We start from the raw sequence: 15620 nt of genomic DNA, 5'->3' as shown, positions 1-15620 counted from the left end.
AAGAGTCATTAAAACCGGAAACACCAAAGGTGACAGAAGAACCGAATGTGTTAGAGAAACCAGAGGTAACAGAAAAACCGGAGATCTTGGTAACACCAGAACAAGAAGAAAATAAAGAAGAAACAACAAAAGAAATAGAAGAGCCAGTAAAACCGGAAAAGCCAAAGGTGACAGAAGAACCGAATGTGTTAGAGAAACCAGAGGTAACAGACAAACCGGAGATCTTGGTAACACCAGAGGAAGAGCAAAATAAAGAAGAAACAACAAAAGAAATAGAAGAGCCAGTAAAACCGGAAACGCCAAAGGTGACAGAAGAACCGAATGTGTTCGAGAAACCAGAGGTAACAGAAAAACCGGAAGTATCAAACAAACAAAATGTACAGGATAAAGTAGAAGTACAAAACAAACAAGAAGCACAAAACAAACAAGATGTACAAAATAAACCTGAAGTACCATCTAGTAAAGAAAATAATAAGCAATCAAAATTACTTCCTCAAACAGGAGGAGCATCAACTGAATCTACTTCTATTATTGCGGGTATGTTTGCATTAATTTTGGGAGCGAGGTTGTTTAGACGCAAAAAAAATTAATGGTGAGAGTTAGTTCGGAAGAAAAATGTATGTGAAAAAGCGGAGACAATGGGTCTCCGCTTTTTATTATTTTTATACGCAGCTAAGTCGGATGCTACTTATTGATGAAAGGTTTAAATGAAATGATTATTGTTTTAATTTATACGTTTTAAAACCACATGCATTAATTTTTTGCGAAATCGGGTGATTAGCGTAATGACAATAATACCGAAGATAATTTTCCAAATGTGTTGTTCAAGTACTAGGAATATATCTTCTAAGTTTTCCCCTAACCAGTAACCACCGATTAAGAAGAAGGATACCCAAAATAGGGCGCCTGAATAAATTGTCATCGCAAAGCGGCGAAACGGTAAGTTGATAATTCCTGCAAAGTATCCTGTGAAGTGGCGAACGCCTGGAATGAAAATAGCAAAGAGCATTGAAGTGTACATGTTACTATTAGTTAAAGTCATAGCGGTATAAAAATATGTTGAAATCTTCTTCTTTTGGTCCAAAATTAACTGCTTTTTCTTGTATACGTTGGAAGTTTTGCTTGTCATAAAATCCATAGTTGCATTCATTATCTGTATATAAATATAAAGATGTAACATCTTCTTTTGTCATGTATTGGAATAAGTGATTTAATAAAGATTTCCCAACTCCAAGACCTCTAGATTCTTCGGATACGATGAATAATTGTATACAACCTTGAAAATGATCTTCTTTTCCTTGAATGAGTTCTTTATATGTTTTTTGAACTTTTATAAATGCTTTTAAAAACCCTCTATTCTCTTTATTAGTCATGAATAGTTTCAGCGTGTTAAAGGAAAAGCTAACAGTATTATGGAATCTCTTTAAACGGTTTTTATCTTTTTCGGAATCGCCTAAAATGACACCGATAATTTTATTATCTTTTTCAGCTACCTTACTAAAGGAACTTTCTAAAATGCAACTGTGTAGGTAGAAGTTTAATAGTGAATTTAAAAATTTTTTATCTGTAATGAATTTATTAAATCCAAATGCCTCACCAATTAAATGTTTTATAGGCTCATAGTCTTCCTTAACAAGACTTCTATATTTTACTGTGTTCATAATTGTATACTCCCTTTATTAATATAAATGACTTATTATAAATAGTAAGGTCTCCTCTAAGGGGAGAGTCAATGGTTGTGTGAGAAAAAATATGAGGGAAGAGATTCAAATGAAAAAAATATTTTCTATTGGAGAAGTTGCAAAAATAAAGGATATTACGATAAAAGCGTTAAGGTACTATCATAAGATGGGGATTCTTATTCCAAAGCATATTGATGAATCAACAGGATATAGATATTATTCTATAGATCAATTTATTCACATTGATATTATAAAAAGCTGTAGAGAATTGAACACCAGTATAGTAGAACTTCAAGAGATTTTTAAGGAATGTAATACGGGCAAGTTGCTGCAATTTTTACAATTAAAGAGAGCGGAAGCGGAAGAACATATAAAGAAAATGAACGAGGTAATTGAAACGATTGATGGGTTAAATGAGAAAGTAGGGAGTTCACAGGAAATATTAAAAAGTGATGAAGTGTGTATTCAGTTCTTTGAACTGCGGAATGTGATTGTAGCGCCATGCAAAGAAGTGGGGAGTTTACAGGAGTTACTGTATTATTCTAATTTAGAGAAAATCATTCAAGAGTATGAAGATAAGATGTCAATGGAGATGGGTATTCTATACAATGTCAATGAAAAGTGGGATGTAGAGCCAAAGTATGTTTTTAATAAGGTGCAAGATCATGTACATATGGAAGAGATGCCAAATATAAAAATATTACCGGGCGGGAAATATGTAACGTTAGCGTATAGTAAAGAAAATGAAGAGGAACGTCGAAATATTATAATCAAATATGTAAAAGAAAATAATATAGAAGTAGAGAGTTTTATTGAAGTAGAGTTAGTTAATGATTTTTTTAATACGGATTCTTATAGTTGTCAAATTCAAATTTTTATAGGGGATAGTGAGAATAAGAAGTTTTGATTCCATAATTTTATCCCGCTATTTGCCGGGCAGTAAAACTCCCACCTCAAAATTCGGCTGGAGCAAAGAAGTTAGGTGGAAGCCCTGCTGCCCGTAAACCCCCACTGATTATAGTTTCACTTTATGGATGGGACTGTCCCAAAAACGTAACTTTGAAATGGAGTTATGTTCTTATTGTGTAAAATTGCAACATAACTCTCATTATAGCGACTTAAATACAAAATACGACAATGATAGCCTACCTATTAATAAAAAGAAGGCCGTCCCAAAAAAATTGGGACGGCCTCATGAGTAGTAAGAAACGTATTATTTACGTGAGAAACCTTCTTCATCAAGGTATTCCGCAGCTTCTGGATAAGAGTTGAATGTACCGTCTAAGTTTACGCCAGCGTAAACGTTCCACATGTCATCCTCTGAGATAAGAGTAAGGATATGACCATCTTCGTTACGCCATTCTTCTTCGGCAGCAGGTTCCATTGGTGCTACAATTTCCTCTTGCTCCTGTGATAGACGTTCAATTACTTTTTCAATTAATGAACGCAGTTCTTCTTCTGAAAACTCACGGATGTTAATCATACCTTTATCATCTGTTTTATAACCTTTAATGAAGTTTGCATATACAAATCCGTTTCCATTTGGGTGTAAATGATATACAACGTTCTTTTTATCTAAACGACTTTCTTCAAAGTGAAAGTTTACGCGTTTTAATGATACGTTCTTTCTTTCTAATTCCGGGAAAGATTCAATAATTGATAATTTTTCTTCAAAAGTTAGCATAGTGCCTCCAAGTATATAGTAAAAGATTTAATTTGTTCATTATAGCATAGTCAAGTTTGTTTCCAAAGGTAGATTCGTCATATTGCTGTTTTTTAGTTTGATTTGGGAAGGCTATTTATCAATGTAGGCGTTTACTTCACGAGACTGTAAAGAGTTTTTTATAAATACGCTAACGAATGATTTGTTTTAGATGTACAATGGAACGTGGACTTTATACAAAGGTGGTTGTTTATATGTTTCAAAAAATAGCAAAGGAATGTTTAGCAGGGTTTACTGTTGCGATTGTTGCTTTGCCGCTAGCAATTGCATTTGGTATTGCCGCAACGGGAACGTCTGAGGGAGCATTGGTCGGATTGTATGGTGCGATTTTTGCAGGTTTGTTTGCGGCGTTATTTGGCGGTACACCGGGGCAAGTAACGGGTCCTACTGGGCCGATTACAGTTATTGCAACAGGCGTTATTGCAACTCATGGATTAGAAGCGAGTTTTATTGCATTTATGATGGCAGGGTTATTTCAAATCTTATTTGGTGTATGTAAGCTCGGCTCTTACGTTCGTTACATTCCATATCCCGTTGTTTCAGGATTTATGAACGGAATTGCACTGATTATTATTTTAGGTGAAATGAAGCACGTACAAAATAGCTTTCTACTTGTGTTATTAACGATCATTGTAATGATTGTTTCTGGAAAATGGATTAAGGCTATTCCATCAAGTTTAGTAGCATTAGTAGGTGTTACAGTAACGTTGCCGTTATTTTCTTCTATGCTACAAGGAATTACGGTAAACTTACCAGTTGTAGGAACTCTTTCTTTAAATAAGATGATTGAAAAGATTGGTGCAATTCCAGAGGCGATGCCATCGCTTCACGTACCGAATTTAGACGCAAATGGCATGTTAGCACTTGTATTACCAGCACTTAGTATTGCTTTACTAGGATCAATTGACTCATTATTAACGTCTGTCGTAATGGATAATGTGACGGGGACACGTCATAAAAGTAATAAAGAGTTAATCGGACAAGGTATTGGTAATGTTGCGAGTGGTTTGTTCGGCGGATTAGCAGGAGCAGGTGCAACTGTTAGATCCATCGTCAATATAAGAAGCGGGGGGAAGACGGCACTTTCAGCTTGTATGCATAGCGTCATCTTATTCATTTTCATTATGGGACTCGGTTCAGTCGTACAATATATTCCACTTGCTGTTTTATCAGGTATTTTAATTTTAACTGGCATCGGGATGTTTGATTGGGAAAGTATGAGGAAAGCACATGTAGCACCGAGAGGCGATGTGATTGTTATGTTCGTGACGATGGTTGTGACAGTGAAATTCGATTTAATGGTTGCTGTTGCGTTTGGCATTATTCTTTCCTTCATTATATACATGGTGAAATGTAAAGAACGTAAAGCTTCTATTATAAAAGAAAAAGAAGCGACGTATACGATTCAGGGACCACTTTCATTTCTATCAGTAGATCGTATTTTTGCTTCTTTACAAGATGTGAAGTCACCAGTTATTTTGCGTATGAAAGATGTACGCTATATGGATGTATCAGGAGCTATGGCGTTATTAAACTTTGTTGAGCAATCGAATAAAGTAGGAGCGGGTGTGACACTTGAACATGTACATCCGCATGTTGAAAAGACGATAGTAATGATGGCGAATGATGAGCAAAAAGAGAAATTACACTTTTTGAAAGCTGAAGCAATATAAAAAATAAGAACCTTTACATGAATTGCGTTGTAGATTGTGAGGTTCTCATTTTTTGTATATGTGTTTATTATGCACAAAAATCCTTATATCTAGATGTTTTAAGTCTGTTGACAATTGCTACACTAAGCAGTATAGTAACATCTTAGATTAGCAGTATGCTATCATACAATGGTATATGAATTTTAAGATTTCTTTGTATTTGAAAGGAATCGCTTTAAGTTGGAGGGAATATTTGATGTACAAACAGTTACCACACGGAGTGAAAATCGGGATTACACGTTCAATTGCTGCTTCTTTTGAGAAGTATATGAAGGATATTGAATGGAACGAAGAAAAGTTTGACATGCAACAATTTGTTGAACAGTGGCAACAATATTTATACACAAAATCAACTTGGATTAATAAAGTAGACGACGAGTTGAAAGGACATCCAGATTTCCATCAAGCATTAGCGATGAAAGTAAATGAAAAAATTAATGAGCTTATTAATGAAGATCCAACTGAAGAGCAATTAGAGTTGTTAAAAAAGCATGAAGTAAACAATATAGATAATTTTTGTAAATTAGAGGCAGAGTATTATATTGACCGTTTACAAAAGAATTAAATAACATTTTACATAAAAAAACAAGTCGTATATGTAAGAAAGTACGACTTGTTTTTATTTAGTTTTATTTCGGAATAAATGCTGTCCATGTTGATAAATCAATGTCTTGTTGAGCTACTACAGTTGTAGGGAAAGTAAATGTCCACGGTTTTGTTGAATTCGCTTTTATTTCAAAGTTCTTCAGATTGAAACTGCTTTTTGCGATAACATTTCCAGTCGCATCTGAGATATGTAGCGGCAACTGCTCCAGTGTTATATTTCGATTGTGACCATTACGCAGTAAAATCGTTGTATGTAAACCGTTGTTTTCCGCTAGACGAGCTTGTAATCCTAAGAAATTAAGCTCATTTTCTTTAGGTGGTGTAAGGCCTGCAACAAGCTCTTGCAATTTCTCCTTGGCAGAGTCTGCTAGTTGGGCTGCCCAAGCAGGATCTAAATCTAAAGTATGTTCTTTCTCAAATTCAAATGCTAATTGCCAACCTTCTGCAGACAATTTAGCTTCAGTCATTGTAGATTCTTCAAAGGTAAATGTCCATGGCATATTCACATTTGAAGGGATATCTTCTAAATTAGATAGATTAAATGTTTTACGCGCGCAAATTTCATCCTCTTTGTTTAATAGTAATAGAGTAATTGTTTCGAATGAAATAGGTTGCGATACACTATTACGAATGAACGTCGTAATATAATAAGTATTATCACGTCGTTCTGCCTCGATACCAGCTAATGAAATTTGATTTTCTTGTAAGCTAGGTAACGACTTATGTAAAAATTGATAAATATATTTTTGCTCTTGTGCAACCTCACCCCATGAAGGATGGAAGTAAAGTGTAGGTTTAACATTTTTGCTTTTTAGTGGAGCTGTTTCTCCGCCCAATAGTTGAGAACTAGAAACGACAGTGTCCTTTCCTTTTTTCTTTGCTCTTTTTAAAAATGATAACATGTAATTCACCTCATTATACATTTTGTGGAGTTTTTAAATATCGTGCAATATATAAAACCATTTCTTTTTCGAAATGACTGTATGTTTGTAAGAAAATTTCAAAGCCTTCCTTTTGATAAAGACGTGTAGGGTCTTCTTGTTGGTATTGTCTTAATCCAATACCTTCTTTCAAATGCTGCATTGCGCTTAAATGATTTGTCCAACTTGAATCAAGGAAATGTAACCCGATTTGGCGAAATGCTTGCTGAGCCTCTATGTTACTTGCTGTATTTTTAACACGCTCTACATAATCTGAAATAATATTTTTCAATAAGGCATGTAAATCTTCGATAGAATGGACGTTGTTAGCTGATAATGATGGAACTTCCTCATTTGGTAAAAGTTCTTTTAAATCTGCTGTTAAACTAGTATAATCCCATTCTTCTGGAAGCATACCTTCTATTAAATAGTCTTTCGCAACGGTATCTACTGCATGTTCAATCATTGGAATGATAATTTCTATCATATTTATTTCTTCGTTTAAAAGATTATTACGAAGTTTATAGATGACATTTCGTTGATCGTTAGTTACATCATCTAATTTTAAGTTGAATTCTCTTATTCCATAATGACCACCTTCACAAATTAATTGTGTACGGTTGACAAAGTCATGGATTTTTTGGCTTTGGATTAGACCGTTTTTATCAACTTTAAGTGATTTTTTTAATTTGTCTACTTTTTCGCCCGCGAAGCGTTGAATCATTTCATCTTCTAATGAAAGGAAAAACTGCGAACTTCCAGGGTCACCTTGTCGGCCGGCTCTTCCTTTTAATTGATTATCAACGCGACGAGATTCATGTCTTTCTGTACCAATTACATGTAATCCACCGAGCTCGTGAACACCTTTTTCTAATAAAATATCAGTGCCTCGTCCTGCCATATTAGTAGCAATTGTAATTTGTCCTTTTTTCCCTGCTAATGCAATTAAGTCAGCCTCTTGTTCAGCGCTTTTCGCATTCAATAGTTGATAGGATAAATTTGCTTCATCTAAATAACGAGCAACCGCTTCGGATTGGAGGATGGACATCGTACCAATTAAGATAGGGCGTTCCTTCTTATGTATGTTTATTACTTCTGCGCGGACAGCTGTATATTTAGCATTGGCTGTTAAATATACGACATCTGTTTTATCTTCGCGAAGTATAGGACGATTCGTTGGAATAGAGATAACTTCCATATTATATACGCGGTTAAATTCTTTTTCTTCTGTTTTAGCTGTACCAGTCATACCGGATAATGCTGGGTACATGCGGAAGAAGTTTTGAATTGTAATAGATGCTTGCGTTTGATTTTCATCTGTAATTTTTAAGCCTTCTTTAGCTTCAAGTGCTTGGTGTAAGCCGTCGCTTAACGAACGTCCATCCATAACACGTCCTGTAAAAATGTCAACGAGCATAATTTTTTCATCATAGACAATATAATCCACATCTAATTGGAAAGCGACATATGCACGTAATGCTTGAATCATATAATGATATAAAGTTTGATGCTCTAAATCATATAAGTTATCAATATCAAATAAATCTTCAATCTTCGTAATGCCATCTTCTGTGAAGTTACATGTTCTTGTCTCTGCATCGAAAGTGTAGTGCAGAGTATCTTGAAATGTTTTCATTACCTTTGCGCATAAGTAATGAAAATCGGAACTGCTTGATTTTTTTCCAGCGATAATGAGAGGGGTTTTTGCCTCATCAATTAAAACGCTGTCAACTTCATCTATAATTGCAAAGTGATATGGACGCTGCACTTGATGCGCTTGAGATGATGCCATATTATCACGAAGATAATCAAAACCAAACTCAGTACCGATTCCATATGTAATATCAGCTTCATAAGCGTGTTTCTTATCGCTAGATTGCATTTGAGCAAGGTTTAATCCAACCGTTAGACCAAGAAATTCATGAACTTGACCAATTAGTTCCTTATCTCGTTTGGCTAAATAATCATTTACTGTAATAACATGGACACCTTTTTTCTCAAGAGCACGTACGTAAGTAGGTAAAGAGGAAACGAGTGTTTTCCCTTCTCCAGTAGGCATTTCGGCAATATTTCCTTCTAATAATACAAGGCCGCCAATTAACTGTACATCGTAGTGACGAAGACCGATTACCCGTTTTGCAGCCTCTCGAACGACAGCAAATGCTTCTATTTTTATATCGTCAACTGTTTTTCCATTTTGTAACATAGTTTGAAAAGTAACAGTTTTTTGACGTAACTCATCATCTGATAATGTTTCCATTACAGATTCTAATTGATTAATATCATTCACAATTTGTTCGTAATTTTTAATCTTTCTTTTTTGTGAATCTCCCAATAACTTCTTGACCGAATTCAGCATTTTTGTAACACTCCTCTTACTGACAATAGATACATTATAGCATAGTTATACTAGAAAAAAGTAGAAATGGAAAGTGGTAGGGAGTTTGAGTAAAATCGTTTTTTGAGTAAGAATACTTGCGTTTTGTTATAAAAAAGAAAGTATTCAATATATAAGAAATTTGGTATGATGATTTAATGAGATAAAAGCAGTCTCTATATTTAGTAATAATATGTTTGAGAATATATGTATAAAAGAAAAGAGAAGGAACATGAATAAGAATTTTGTAAAAGGTGCAGCAATTTTAACAATTACAACTTTTTTGTCGAAATTGCTTGGAAGTTTCTTTCAAATTCCATTACAAAATATAGCAGGAGATGAAGTGCTTGGTATTTTTCGCCTCGTGTTTCCTGTATATATGATTGCTCTTACATTGTCAGTAGCTGGTGTACCATTGGCAATTTCAAAATTAATTGCAGAGTTGAAAGAAAAAAATAAGCATAAAGAAATTGCGAAATTATTTAAATCGGCATCAATTATAGGAATGGCTTTTGGTGCATTCGGATGTTTGGTGATTGTATTATTTTCTACTGAAATTGCAAATATGCTTGGTGGGGAAGAAACGAGAGGACCGTTACTGATTACGTCATTGGCTTTACTCGTAGCACCATATATGGCAGTTTATCGTGGTTATTTCCAAGGGTTTGGTGATATGAAACCGACGGGGATATCACAAGTCGTTGAGCAATTTGTACGAGTATTTTTTATGTTAATCATCGCTTATGTATTAGTATATTGGAATGAAAGTAGTGCTGTCATTACTAGTGGGGCAATGGTTGGATCGTTTCTAGGGGTAATAAGTTCCCTTATATATTTACGTAGGACGTATAATAAGAGTCCATACCGCTATAAGGAAGATTCATATTCGCTTAGAGATTTGAGAAAAGATGGAAAGAAAATATTACAAGTATCTATTCCGATTGCTATAGGAGCTTTATCCATGCCGCTTTTGAATTTAGTAGATTCGCTTACAGTGCCGCATATGCTGCAAGGGTCGTCGGCAGAAATTCAAGCGCAATTTGGTATATATAGTCGTGGTTTTGCATTCACACAATTAATTGTTGTTTTCGCAAGTGCAATTGTATTTCCGTTAATACCGTTATTAACGTCTGCGTTAGCAAAGAAAAATATGAGTTTGGCAAAAACAACAGTTCAAAATACAAATCTACTCATGCATGTGCTAACAGCCCCGTTAACGATATGGTTAATGGCATTAACAGTTCCATTAAATGTGGGATTGTTCACAGATGCAAAGGGAAGCGGTATGTTAGCTGTTATGATTGGTAGTTCGTATTTTACATCGGTTATGATATTATCGATAGGAGTTTTACAAGGGATTAATCGTTCTGCACAAGCCGCGTGGATTGTTGTCGGAGCGAGTTTTGTGAAAGTATTGTTAAACATAGAGTTAACAAGAAAGTTTGGCATAGATGGAGCGGCGTATAGTACATTGGTTATATATGTGTTAATCTGTATCGTAAATCATCTATACATTCGAAAATATCTTTCCTATTCTATGCACATAGGGAGATTTTTCACTGTAATAGGATTATCTTGTATTTTAGGATTAGGATTATATGAACTATCTACAATGATAAATGTTACATCTTCAAGAATTATTGCGTTATTATATAGTAGTGTAGCATTTGTTGTTGCAACAATTTTGTATGGGATATGTGCTTTGAAATTAAACTGGATATCAACAAAACAAATACCATTTTTGAAAAAATAAATATAGAACTATGAAATTTTAGAATTGGAATTCGGACGGGCGTATTGAGGGGATATTTGTTTATGTATCGCGTTTTTTAGGTAAGGAGTTGGTGCCAGTTATGATGGATGAAACAATTGGTTACCAAATGTTGGAGGAGATTAAGAGTGCGGTTAGTTTTATCAGGATATTATGGTTTTTATAACGTTGGAGACGAAGCTATTCTACAATCGATTATTGAATCGTTACATAAAGAGAATCCGAATATTGAACTCGTTGTGCTGTCAAATGACCCTGACTATACAAGGAAAATGTACGGAGTTGAAGCGGTAGATCGTTGGAGTATAAAATCGGTTTATAATGCAATTAGAAAAAGTGATGGGCTTATTAGTGGTGGAGGGAGCCTCCTCCAAGATAAAACGAGTGTGAAAAGTATTTTATACTATACGGGCATTATGTGGTTTGCTCGTATGTTAAAAAAACCATATTACATTTATTCACAAGGGATAGGGCCGATTACAAAAAGGCATAATCGATTATTAGTTAAATGGCATTTGTCGAAAGCTGCATATATATCAGTTCGAGATGAGGATTCATTTTTATACTTAAAGGAAATTGGCATGAAAAGGGATATTGAACTGGTTCCAGATCCAGTTTTAACATGGAAACAAAAAAAACAATCAGAGTGGTTACAAACACATTCTCTGCACGGGAAAATCATTGCAGTTAGTGTACGTCACTGGAATGCAAAAGAAGATTATATAAAAAAGTTAGCGGTTGCTTTAAAAAAGTTAAAGCAAGAAGGGTACCAAATTTTATTTGTCCCAATGCATGGTCCGTTTGATCAAAATGCTTCGCGTGAGGTAGTGGATTTAATGGGAGAAGAGACGTATATGCTTCCATATAAAATGGATATTGATGAGAAAATATCTATTTTATCAGAGTGCTCACTTTTAATTGGTATGCGTCTTCATGCTCTTATTTTTTCTGCTGTTGCGAAAACACCGATGGTTGGGATTTCATACGATCCAAAAATTGATTCATTTTTAAGACAGGTGAATCAACCTGTTATAGGAAGTGTTGATGGAGACTGGAGTGCCGAAGATTTATATAAAATTGCTAAAAAGCAAGTGACGCAGCATGAGGAAATACAGCAATCTTTGCAAAGAAGAGTAGATGAGCTTCAATTACAAGGCGAACAAGCAGTAAAGAAACTTATTCATCATATAGAAAAAAACACTCTACAGAAAAAGTAGAGTGTTTTTTTGTTAGTGTACTTCTTTACGTTGAAATCTTTTTTTCATATATTGCGTAATGAGATAGACGCCGTAACCTTGCATAATCATAAACGTAGGTATAATAAAGTAACGATAACGCGATTGTATCTCAATAAATATATGGACTCCCGCGTAACCTAAAATTAATAGGGAGAAGAATAGTAACGTTTTATTTTTTTGTTCTTTTATCGTTTTGATGGAGGCTATGCAAGCAAATATGCAAATGCTTATGTAAGATAATTTTTCTAACGTCCATAGTAATCTTGATAATTCGGGTTTTGCATATCCTTCTAGCCCCCAATAAATGGATGCGTCATAATCTCCCCACATAACTTTAAATTTATTCTTGAATAACAATAATAGCTGTCCTTTATCGGCAATTCTTTCTGTAATGAGTTGTTTTTCAATTTCGAAACGTTCCTCGCCAATTGGATATTGAAAAACAAGTTTATGGTCAGGGAAAGAAAATCCACCTGTTGTATCAGGATTGAATCCGACTACAAATTTCCAATAAGGGTCGCGACTAGATAATGGATATTGTGTAACCCCTGTAGTAATTAATGTATAGCTAAAGATAAAGTGCACGATATAATAAATGCCAAGCATACCAATTAACTTTGATACGACCATTTTTTTATTTATTTTTTGATCACCAATTACATGAGTGATAAGTAAGAAAAGAATGAGCGCTAGTAAAATAACAATACCAATCGGTCTCATAATATCGCCAAATGCAATAAGAATACTAACAAATATCCATGCATACGAATGCGAGATTCCTTTTTTTACGAGAAGATAAAAACCAGCGTAGAATAAAAATGTCGCGAGGTGCTGATTTGTTAAAACAGAAGTCATCATAATGTTAGGGATGTATGTTGCGAAAATAAGTGCTGCGACTCTACCGCTAAATTCGTTAAATAGATGCGAAGCTATGCGATATATAAAGTACGTAATGCCAGTGCAATACAGTATGTTTAGTAATTTAATCGCCAATACACCTTCGCCAAACAATTTTATAACACCAGCTTGATACATAGTAAACCCTAATTGATATACCCAAGTAGTGAAGTATGTTTTGTCCGCGAATGAGAAATTGTTATTTGCTGCATCAACTGCTCCGTTATACATTTGTGCGAAATCTTGTACGACATTTGTATGGATTGTTAACACCCATGCAAGGCGCAGTATGAATGCTAGTAAACAAAGAAATATGAGAAATTGTGTTTGAGTAAAGAACCGGTTCACGATAATGGAAATGAATACGATACCGATTAGAACAATCATGAGTGCAACTACAAGTAAAAAGGTGTTGTACTTCGGTTCAGTTATTAAATATTGCAATGAGAAAATAAGAGTCATTGCAAAAAATAATACTGTTAATATTTGCAGTGATTTAAATGCAAATGCATATAATCTAGGCATAGTTATCCTCCGTAGTATGTAATATCTTTGTAGTTATTTCTATATAAACAGAAATAACTACGCCATTATATCATAAAGGATTTCACGGTTGTAAAAGGAAAGAGGTACGAAAGAATAATATCTAATTTATATATTATTCTTATATAATAAAATACGTATTTTAAAAAGGCTTTATATTAATTTTTATTTATCATGTTTATATAATTAGTATATAATCGGTGTTGGAATGATAAATTCATAGATTACGAGGAGGATAACCGTGAAGAAATTTTCAAAAGGTATTACAGCAGTTGCGTTAACGGGGTCATTGCTTTTAGCTCCTATTTCAAGTTATGCGGCGAGCGATGATATTACAGGTCATCAATTTGAGCAGCATATGCGTTCTCTTATTAATAAAGGGATTATGTCAGGGTATGGAAATGATGTTTATTTACCAGATAAAGAGATAACGAGAGCAGAGTTTGCTACATTAATAGCAAAAGCGTTACAACTTCCACAAGCAGATTCGAATTTTAATGATGTGCCAAAATCATACGGCTTATATGACGGTGTAAGTAGAGCATTCGGAGCGGGAATTATTAAGGGGCGTAGTCCTGAGGCTTTTGCACCTGGTGATGTGATTACACGTGAAGAAATGGCTGTAATGGTAAAACAGGCGCTAGATTATAAAAAGGTTAAAGTAACTGTAAGTCCGCTTACATTTGCTGATACGAATCGTATTAACTATAAAGAACATGTACAAGTTATGGTAGCAACTCAAATTATTAAAGGCTATCCAGAAGATAATACCTTTAGACCACATTTATCAGCGACAAGAGGTATGGCTTCGGCGATGCTGAACTTAATGCTTGATAAAATTGGTAACAACGGTGGAGAAACGCCTGTAGAAACAAAGAATTATGTATTGTTAAATGATGCAGGGAAAATAGTAGAGCGTTACACTACATATAAAGAAGCTGTTACAGCTGCACAAAATAAAGGCATCAATGCAGTGAAATATGAAAATGAATACGTATGGATTAAAGACGGCTTTGCAACGGCGAAGAGAGTTACTGGAAATACAATTAATGTTTACGGTGATAATTTAAAAACAGTATATACATACCTTGAGTACGGAACGGAATTTAAAGTGTTAGAAGTTGGAGAAGATCGTGTGAAAGTACAACTCTCTGACTTAACAGGTTATGTGAAGAAAAATGAAGTTAATTTAATTCCAGAAAAAGAAATGCAAAAATCATATTATTATGCTGGTACTGATGGTTACTTATATCATAGGTATTATGAGTTTGAAAAGAACCCAAAATATGCAAGCTATAGATATGGCGCGGTACCTGCCTTCATGAAACCAGGACAACAACTGGAGAGTATAGATGGAAAGATATTTGGAAATGAAACGTTCTATCAATATTTTAATTACGTATCATTACGTACGAAAACAGAGTACACGGCAGAACAATTAGATAGTTATATAAAATCAGTTAGAGCAGATTCCCCATTAATCGGTTTAGGAAAGAAATTTAAAGAAGTAGAAAGCAAGTATAATGTAAATGCATTATTCCTATATTCATTAGCAGCTCATGAGAGTGAGTATGGGACAAGCAGGCTTGCAAGAGAGAAAAATAATTTATTTGGTTTAAAGGCAACGGATGACAGTCCATTTGGTAACGGTCAAACATTTAATTCAAAAGAAGATTGTATTGAACATGCTGCAAAAGTATACATGAATGAATGGTATTTAAATCCAGGACATTGGCGTTATAATGCAGCATATACAGGTGATAAAGCTGGTGGTTTAAATATGAACTATGCATCTGATGCAAACTGGGGTAAAAAAGTAGCAGGGCATATGTTCCGTTTTGATTCGTACTTAGGTAAAAAAGAGTACAACAAATATAAACTTGCACGTGTAACGAATAAGGTAGAAGTGAAAAAAGACCCTCGTACATCGAATGAACGACTGTATAACTTAACGGCAAATAAAGTCGTTACGATTACAGGCGAAGAAACGATAAATGGACAAGCATGGGTTAAAATTATTTCTGATGACCCTGCTGTAAATGAAGCTTATATTGCAAAAGAAAATGTAGAGTATGTAAAACACTAATAAAAAAGAGAAGACTGATCATCTAGATGCATTTTATAAAAATGACAAGGTGATCAGTCTTTTTG

At 34.4% G+C, this 15620-nt stretch carries 12 protein-coding genes and 1 pseudogene; 7 read left to right on the top strand and 6 right to left on the bottom strand.

Annotation, left to right across the window (positions count from 1 at the left end):
• A partial coding sequence (locus JTF23_RS28010) for an LPXTG cell wall anchor domain-containing protein (protein WP_252188048.1) occupies positions 1-590 on the top strand: 590 nt, incomplete at its 5' end.
• A 134-nt stretch (positions 591-724) separates the two neighbouring features.
• Here the strand turns inward: JTF23_RS28010 and JTF23_RS24930 are convergent.
• Together JTF23_RS24930 and JTF23_RS24925 are read right to left on the bottom strand one after the other, a co-directional pair.
• Positions 725-1000 (bottom strand): annotated as a pseudogene (locus JTF23_RS24930) (DedA family protein); the annotation flags it as partial.
• A 28-nt stretch (positions 1001-1028) separates the two neighbouring features.
• Entirely contained in the window at positions 1029-1661 is a 633-nt protein-coding gene (locus JTF23_RS24925; RefSeq protein ID WP_204210019.1) for a GNAT family N-acetyltransferase, read from the bottom strand.
• Positions 1662-1740: 79 nt separating this feature from the next.
• On the opposite strand from JTF23_RS24925, the gene JTF23_RS24920 reads away from it, so the two are divergent.
• Positions 1741-2589 carry a MerR family transcriptional regulator gene (locus JTF23_RS24920; RefSeq protein ID WP_204210018.1) on the top strand — a complete coding sequence of 283 codons (849 nt, stop codon included), beginning with the start codon at positions 1741-1743 and terminating at the stop codon, positions 2587-2589.
• A gap of 306 nt (positions 2590-2895) precedes the next feature.
• On the opposite strand, the gene JTF23_RS24915 is transcribed toward JTF23_RS24920, so the two are convergent.
• Positions 2896-3366 carry a hypothetical protein gene (locus tag JTF23_RS24915; protein ID WP_016103847.1) on the bottom strand — a complete coding sequence of 157 codons (471 nt, stop codon included), beginning with the start codon at positions 3364-3366 and terminating at the stop codon, positions 2896-2898.
• 233 nt (positions 3367-3599) lie between these two features.
• On the opposite strand from JTF23_RS24915, the gene JTF23_RS24910 reads away from it, so the two are divergent.
• Positions 3600-5078 (top strand): SulP family inorganic anion transporter, encoded by a 1479-nt coding sequence (locus tag JTF23_RS24910; RefSeq protein WP_204210017.1) that lies wholly within the window; start codon positions 3600-3602, stop codon positions 5076-5078.
• Between the two features lie 235 nt (positions 5079-5313).
• Positions 5314-5682, top strand: a complete 369-nt coding sequence (locus JTF23_RS24905) for a hypothetical protein (protein WP_204210016.1) — start codon at positions 5314-5316, stop codon at positions 5680-5682.
• Between the two features lie 64 nt (positions 5683-5746).
• Here JTF23_RS24905 and JTF23_RS24900 read toward each other — a convergent pair whose 3' ends face one another.
• Together JTF23_RS24900 and secA2 are read right to left on the bottom strand one after the other, a co-directional pair.
• The gene (locus JTF23_RS24900; protein WP_204210015.1) at positions 5747-6625 is read right to left on the bottom strand and encodes an accessory Sec system S-layer assembly protein; all 879 of its coding nucleotides are present in this window, start codon (positions 6623-6625) and stop codon (positions 5747-5749) included.
• Positions 6626-6638: 13 nt separating this feature from the next.
• Complete coding sequence (gene secA2 / locus JTF23_RS24895) at positions 6639-9002, bottom strand: accessory Sec system translocase SecA2 (RefSeq protein WP_204210014.1); 2364 nt, start codon at positions 9000-9002, stop codon at positions 6639-6641.
• Between the two features lie 250 nt (positions 9003-9252).
• On the opposite strand from secA2, the gene JTF23_RS24890 reads away from it, so the two are divergent.
• Together JTF23_RS24890 and csaB are read left to right on the top strand one after the other, a co-directional pair.
• The gene (locus JTF23_RS24890; RefSeq protein ID WP_204210013.1) at positions 9253-10773 is read left to right on the top strand and encodes a putative polysaccharide biosynthesis protein; all 1521 of its coding nucleotides are present in this window, start codon (positions 9253-9255) and stop codon (positions 10771-10773) included.
• A gap of 146 nt (positions 10774-10919) precedes the next feature.
• Positions 10920-12008 carry a polysaccharide pyruvyl transferase CsaB gene (gene csaB, locus JTF23_RS24885; protein ID WP_016103853.1) on the top strand — a complete coding sequence of 363 codons (1089 nt, stop codon included), beginning with the start codon at positions 10920-10922 and terminating at the stop codon, positions 12006-12008.
• Positions 12009-12020: 12 nt separating this feature from the next.
• Here csaB and JTF23_RS24880 read toward each other — a convergent pair whose 3' ends face one another.
• On the bottom strand, positions 12021-13451 hold the full coding sequence (locus tag JTF23_RS24880; RefSeq protein WP_016103854.1) for a glycosyltransferase family 39 protein: 1431 nt from the start codon (positions 13449-13451) through the stop codon (positions 12021-12023).
• A 259-nt stretch (positions 13452-13710) separates the two neighbouring features.
• Here JTF23_RS24880 and JTF23_RS24875 point away from each other — a divergent pair, with 259 nt between their 5' ends.
• Positions 13711-15555, top strand: coding sequence for an S-layer homology domain-containing protein (locus JTF23_RS24875; protein ID WP_204210012.1), 1845 nt, complete (start codon positions 13711-13713; stop codon positions 15553-15555).
• The last annotated feature ends 65 nt before the right edge of the window (positions 15556-15620 follow it).

The sequence above is a fragment of the Bacillus sp. RIT 809 genome, assembly GCF_016892495.1.
Taxonomy (GTDB): Bacteria; Bacillota; Bacilli; order Bacillales; family Bacillaceae_G; genus Bacillus_A; species Bacillus_A cereus_U.
The sequence above is the reverse complement of the archived record's forward strand: the minus strand, read 5'-3'. Positions and strand labels throughout refer to the sequence as shown.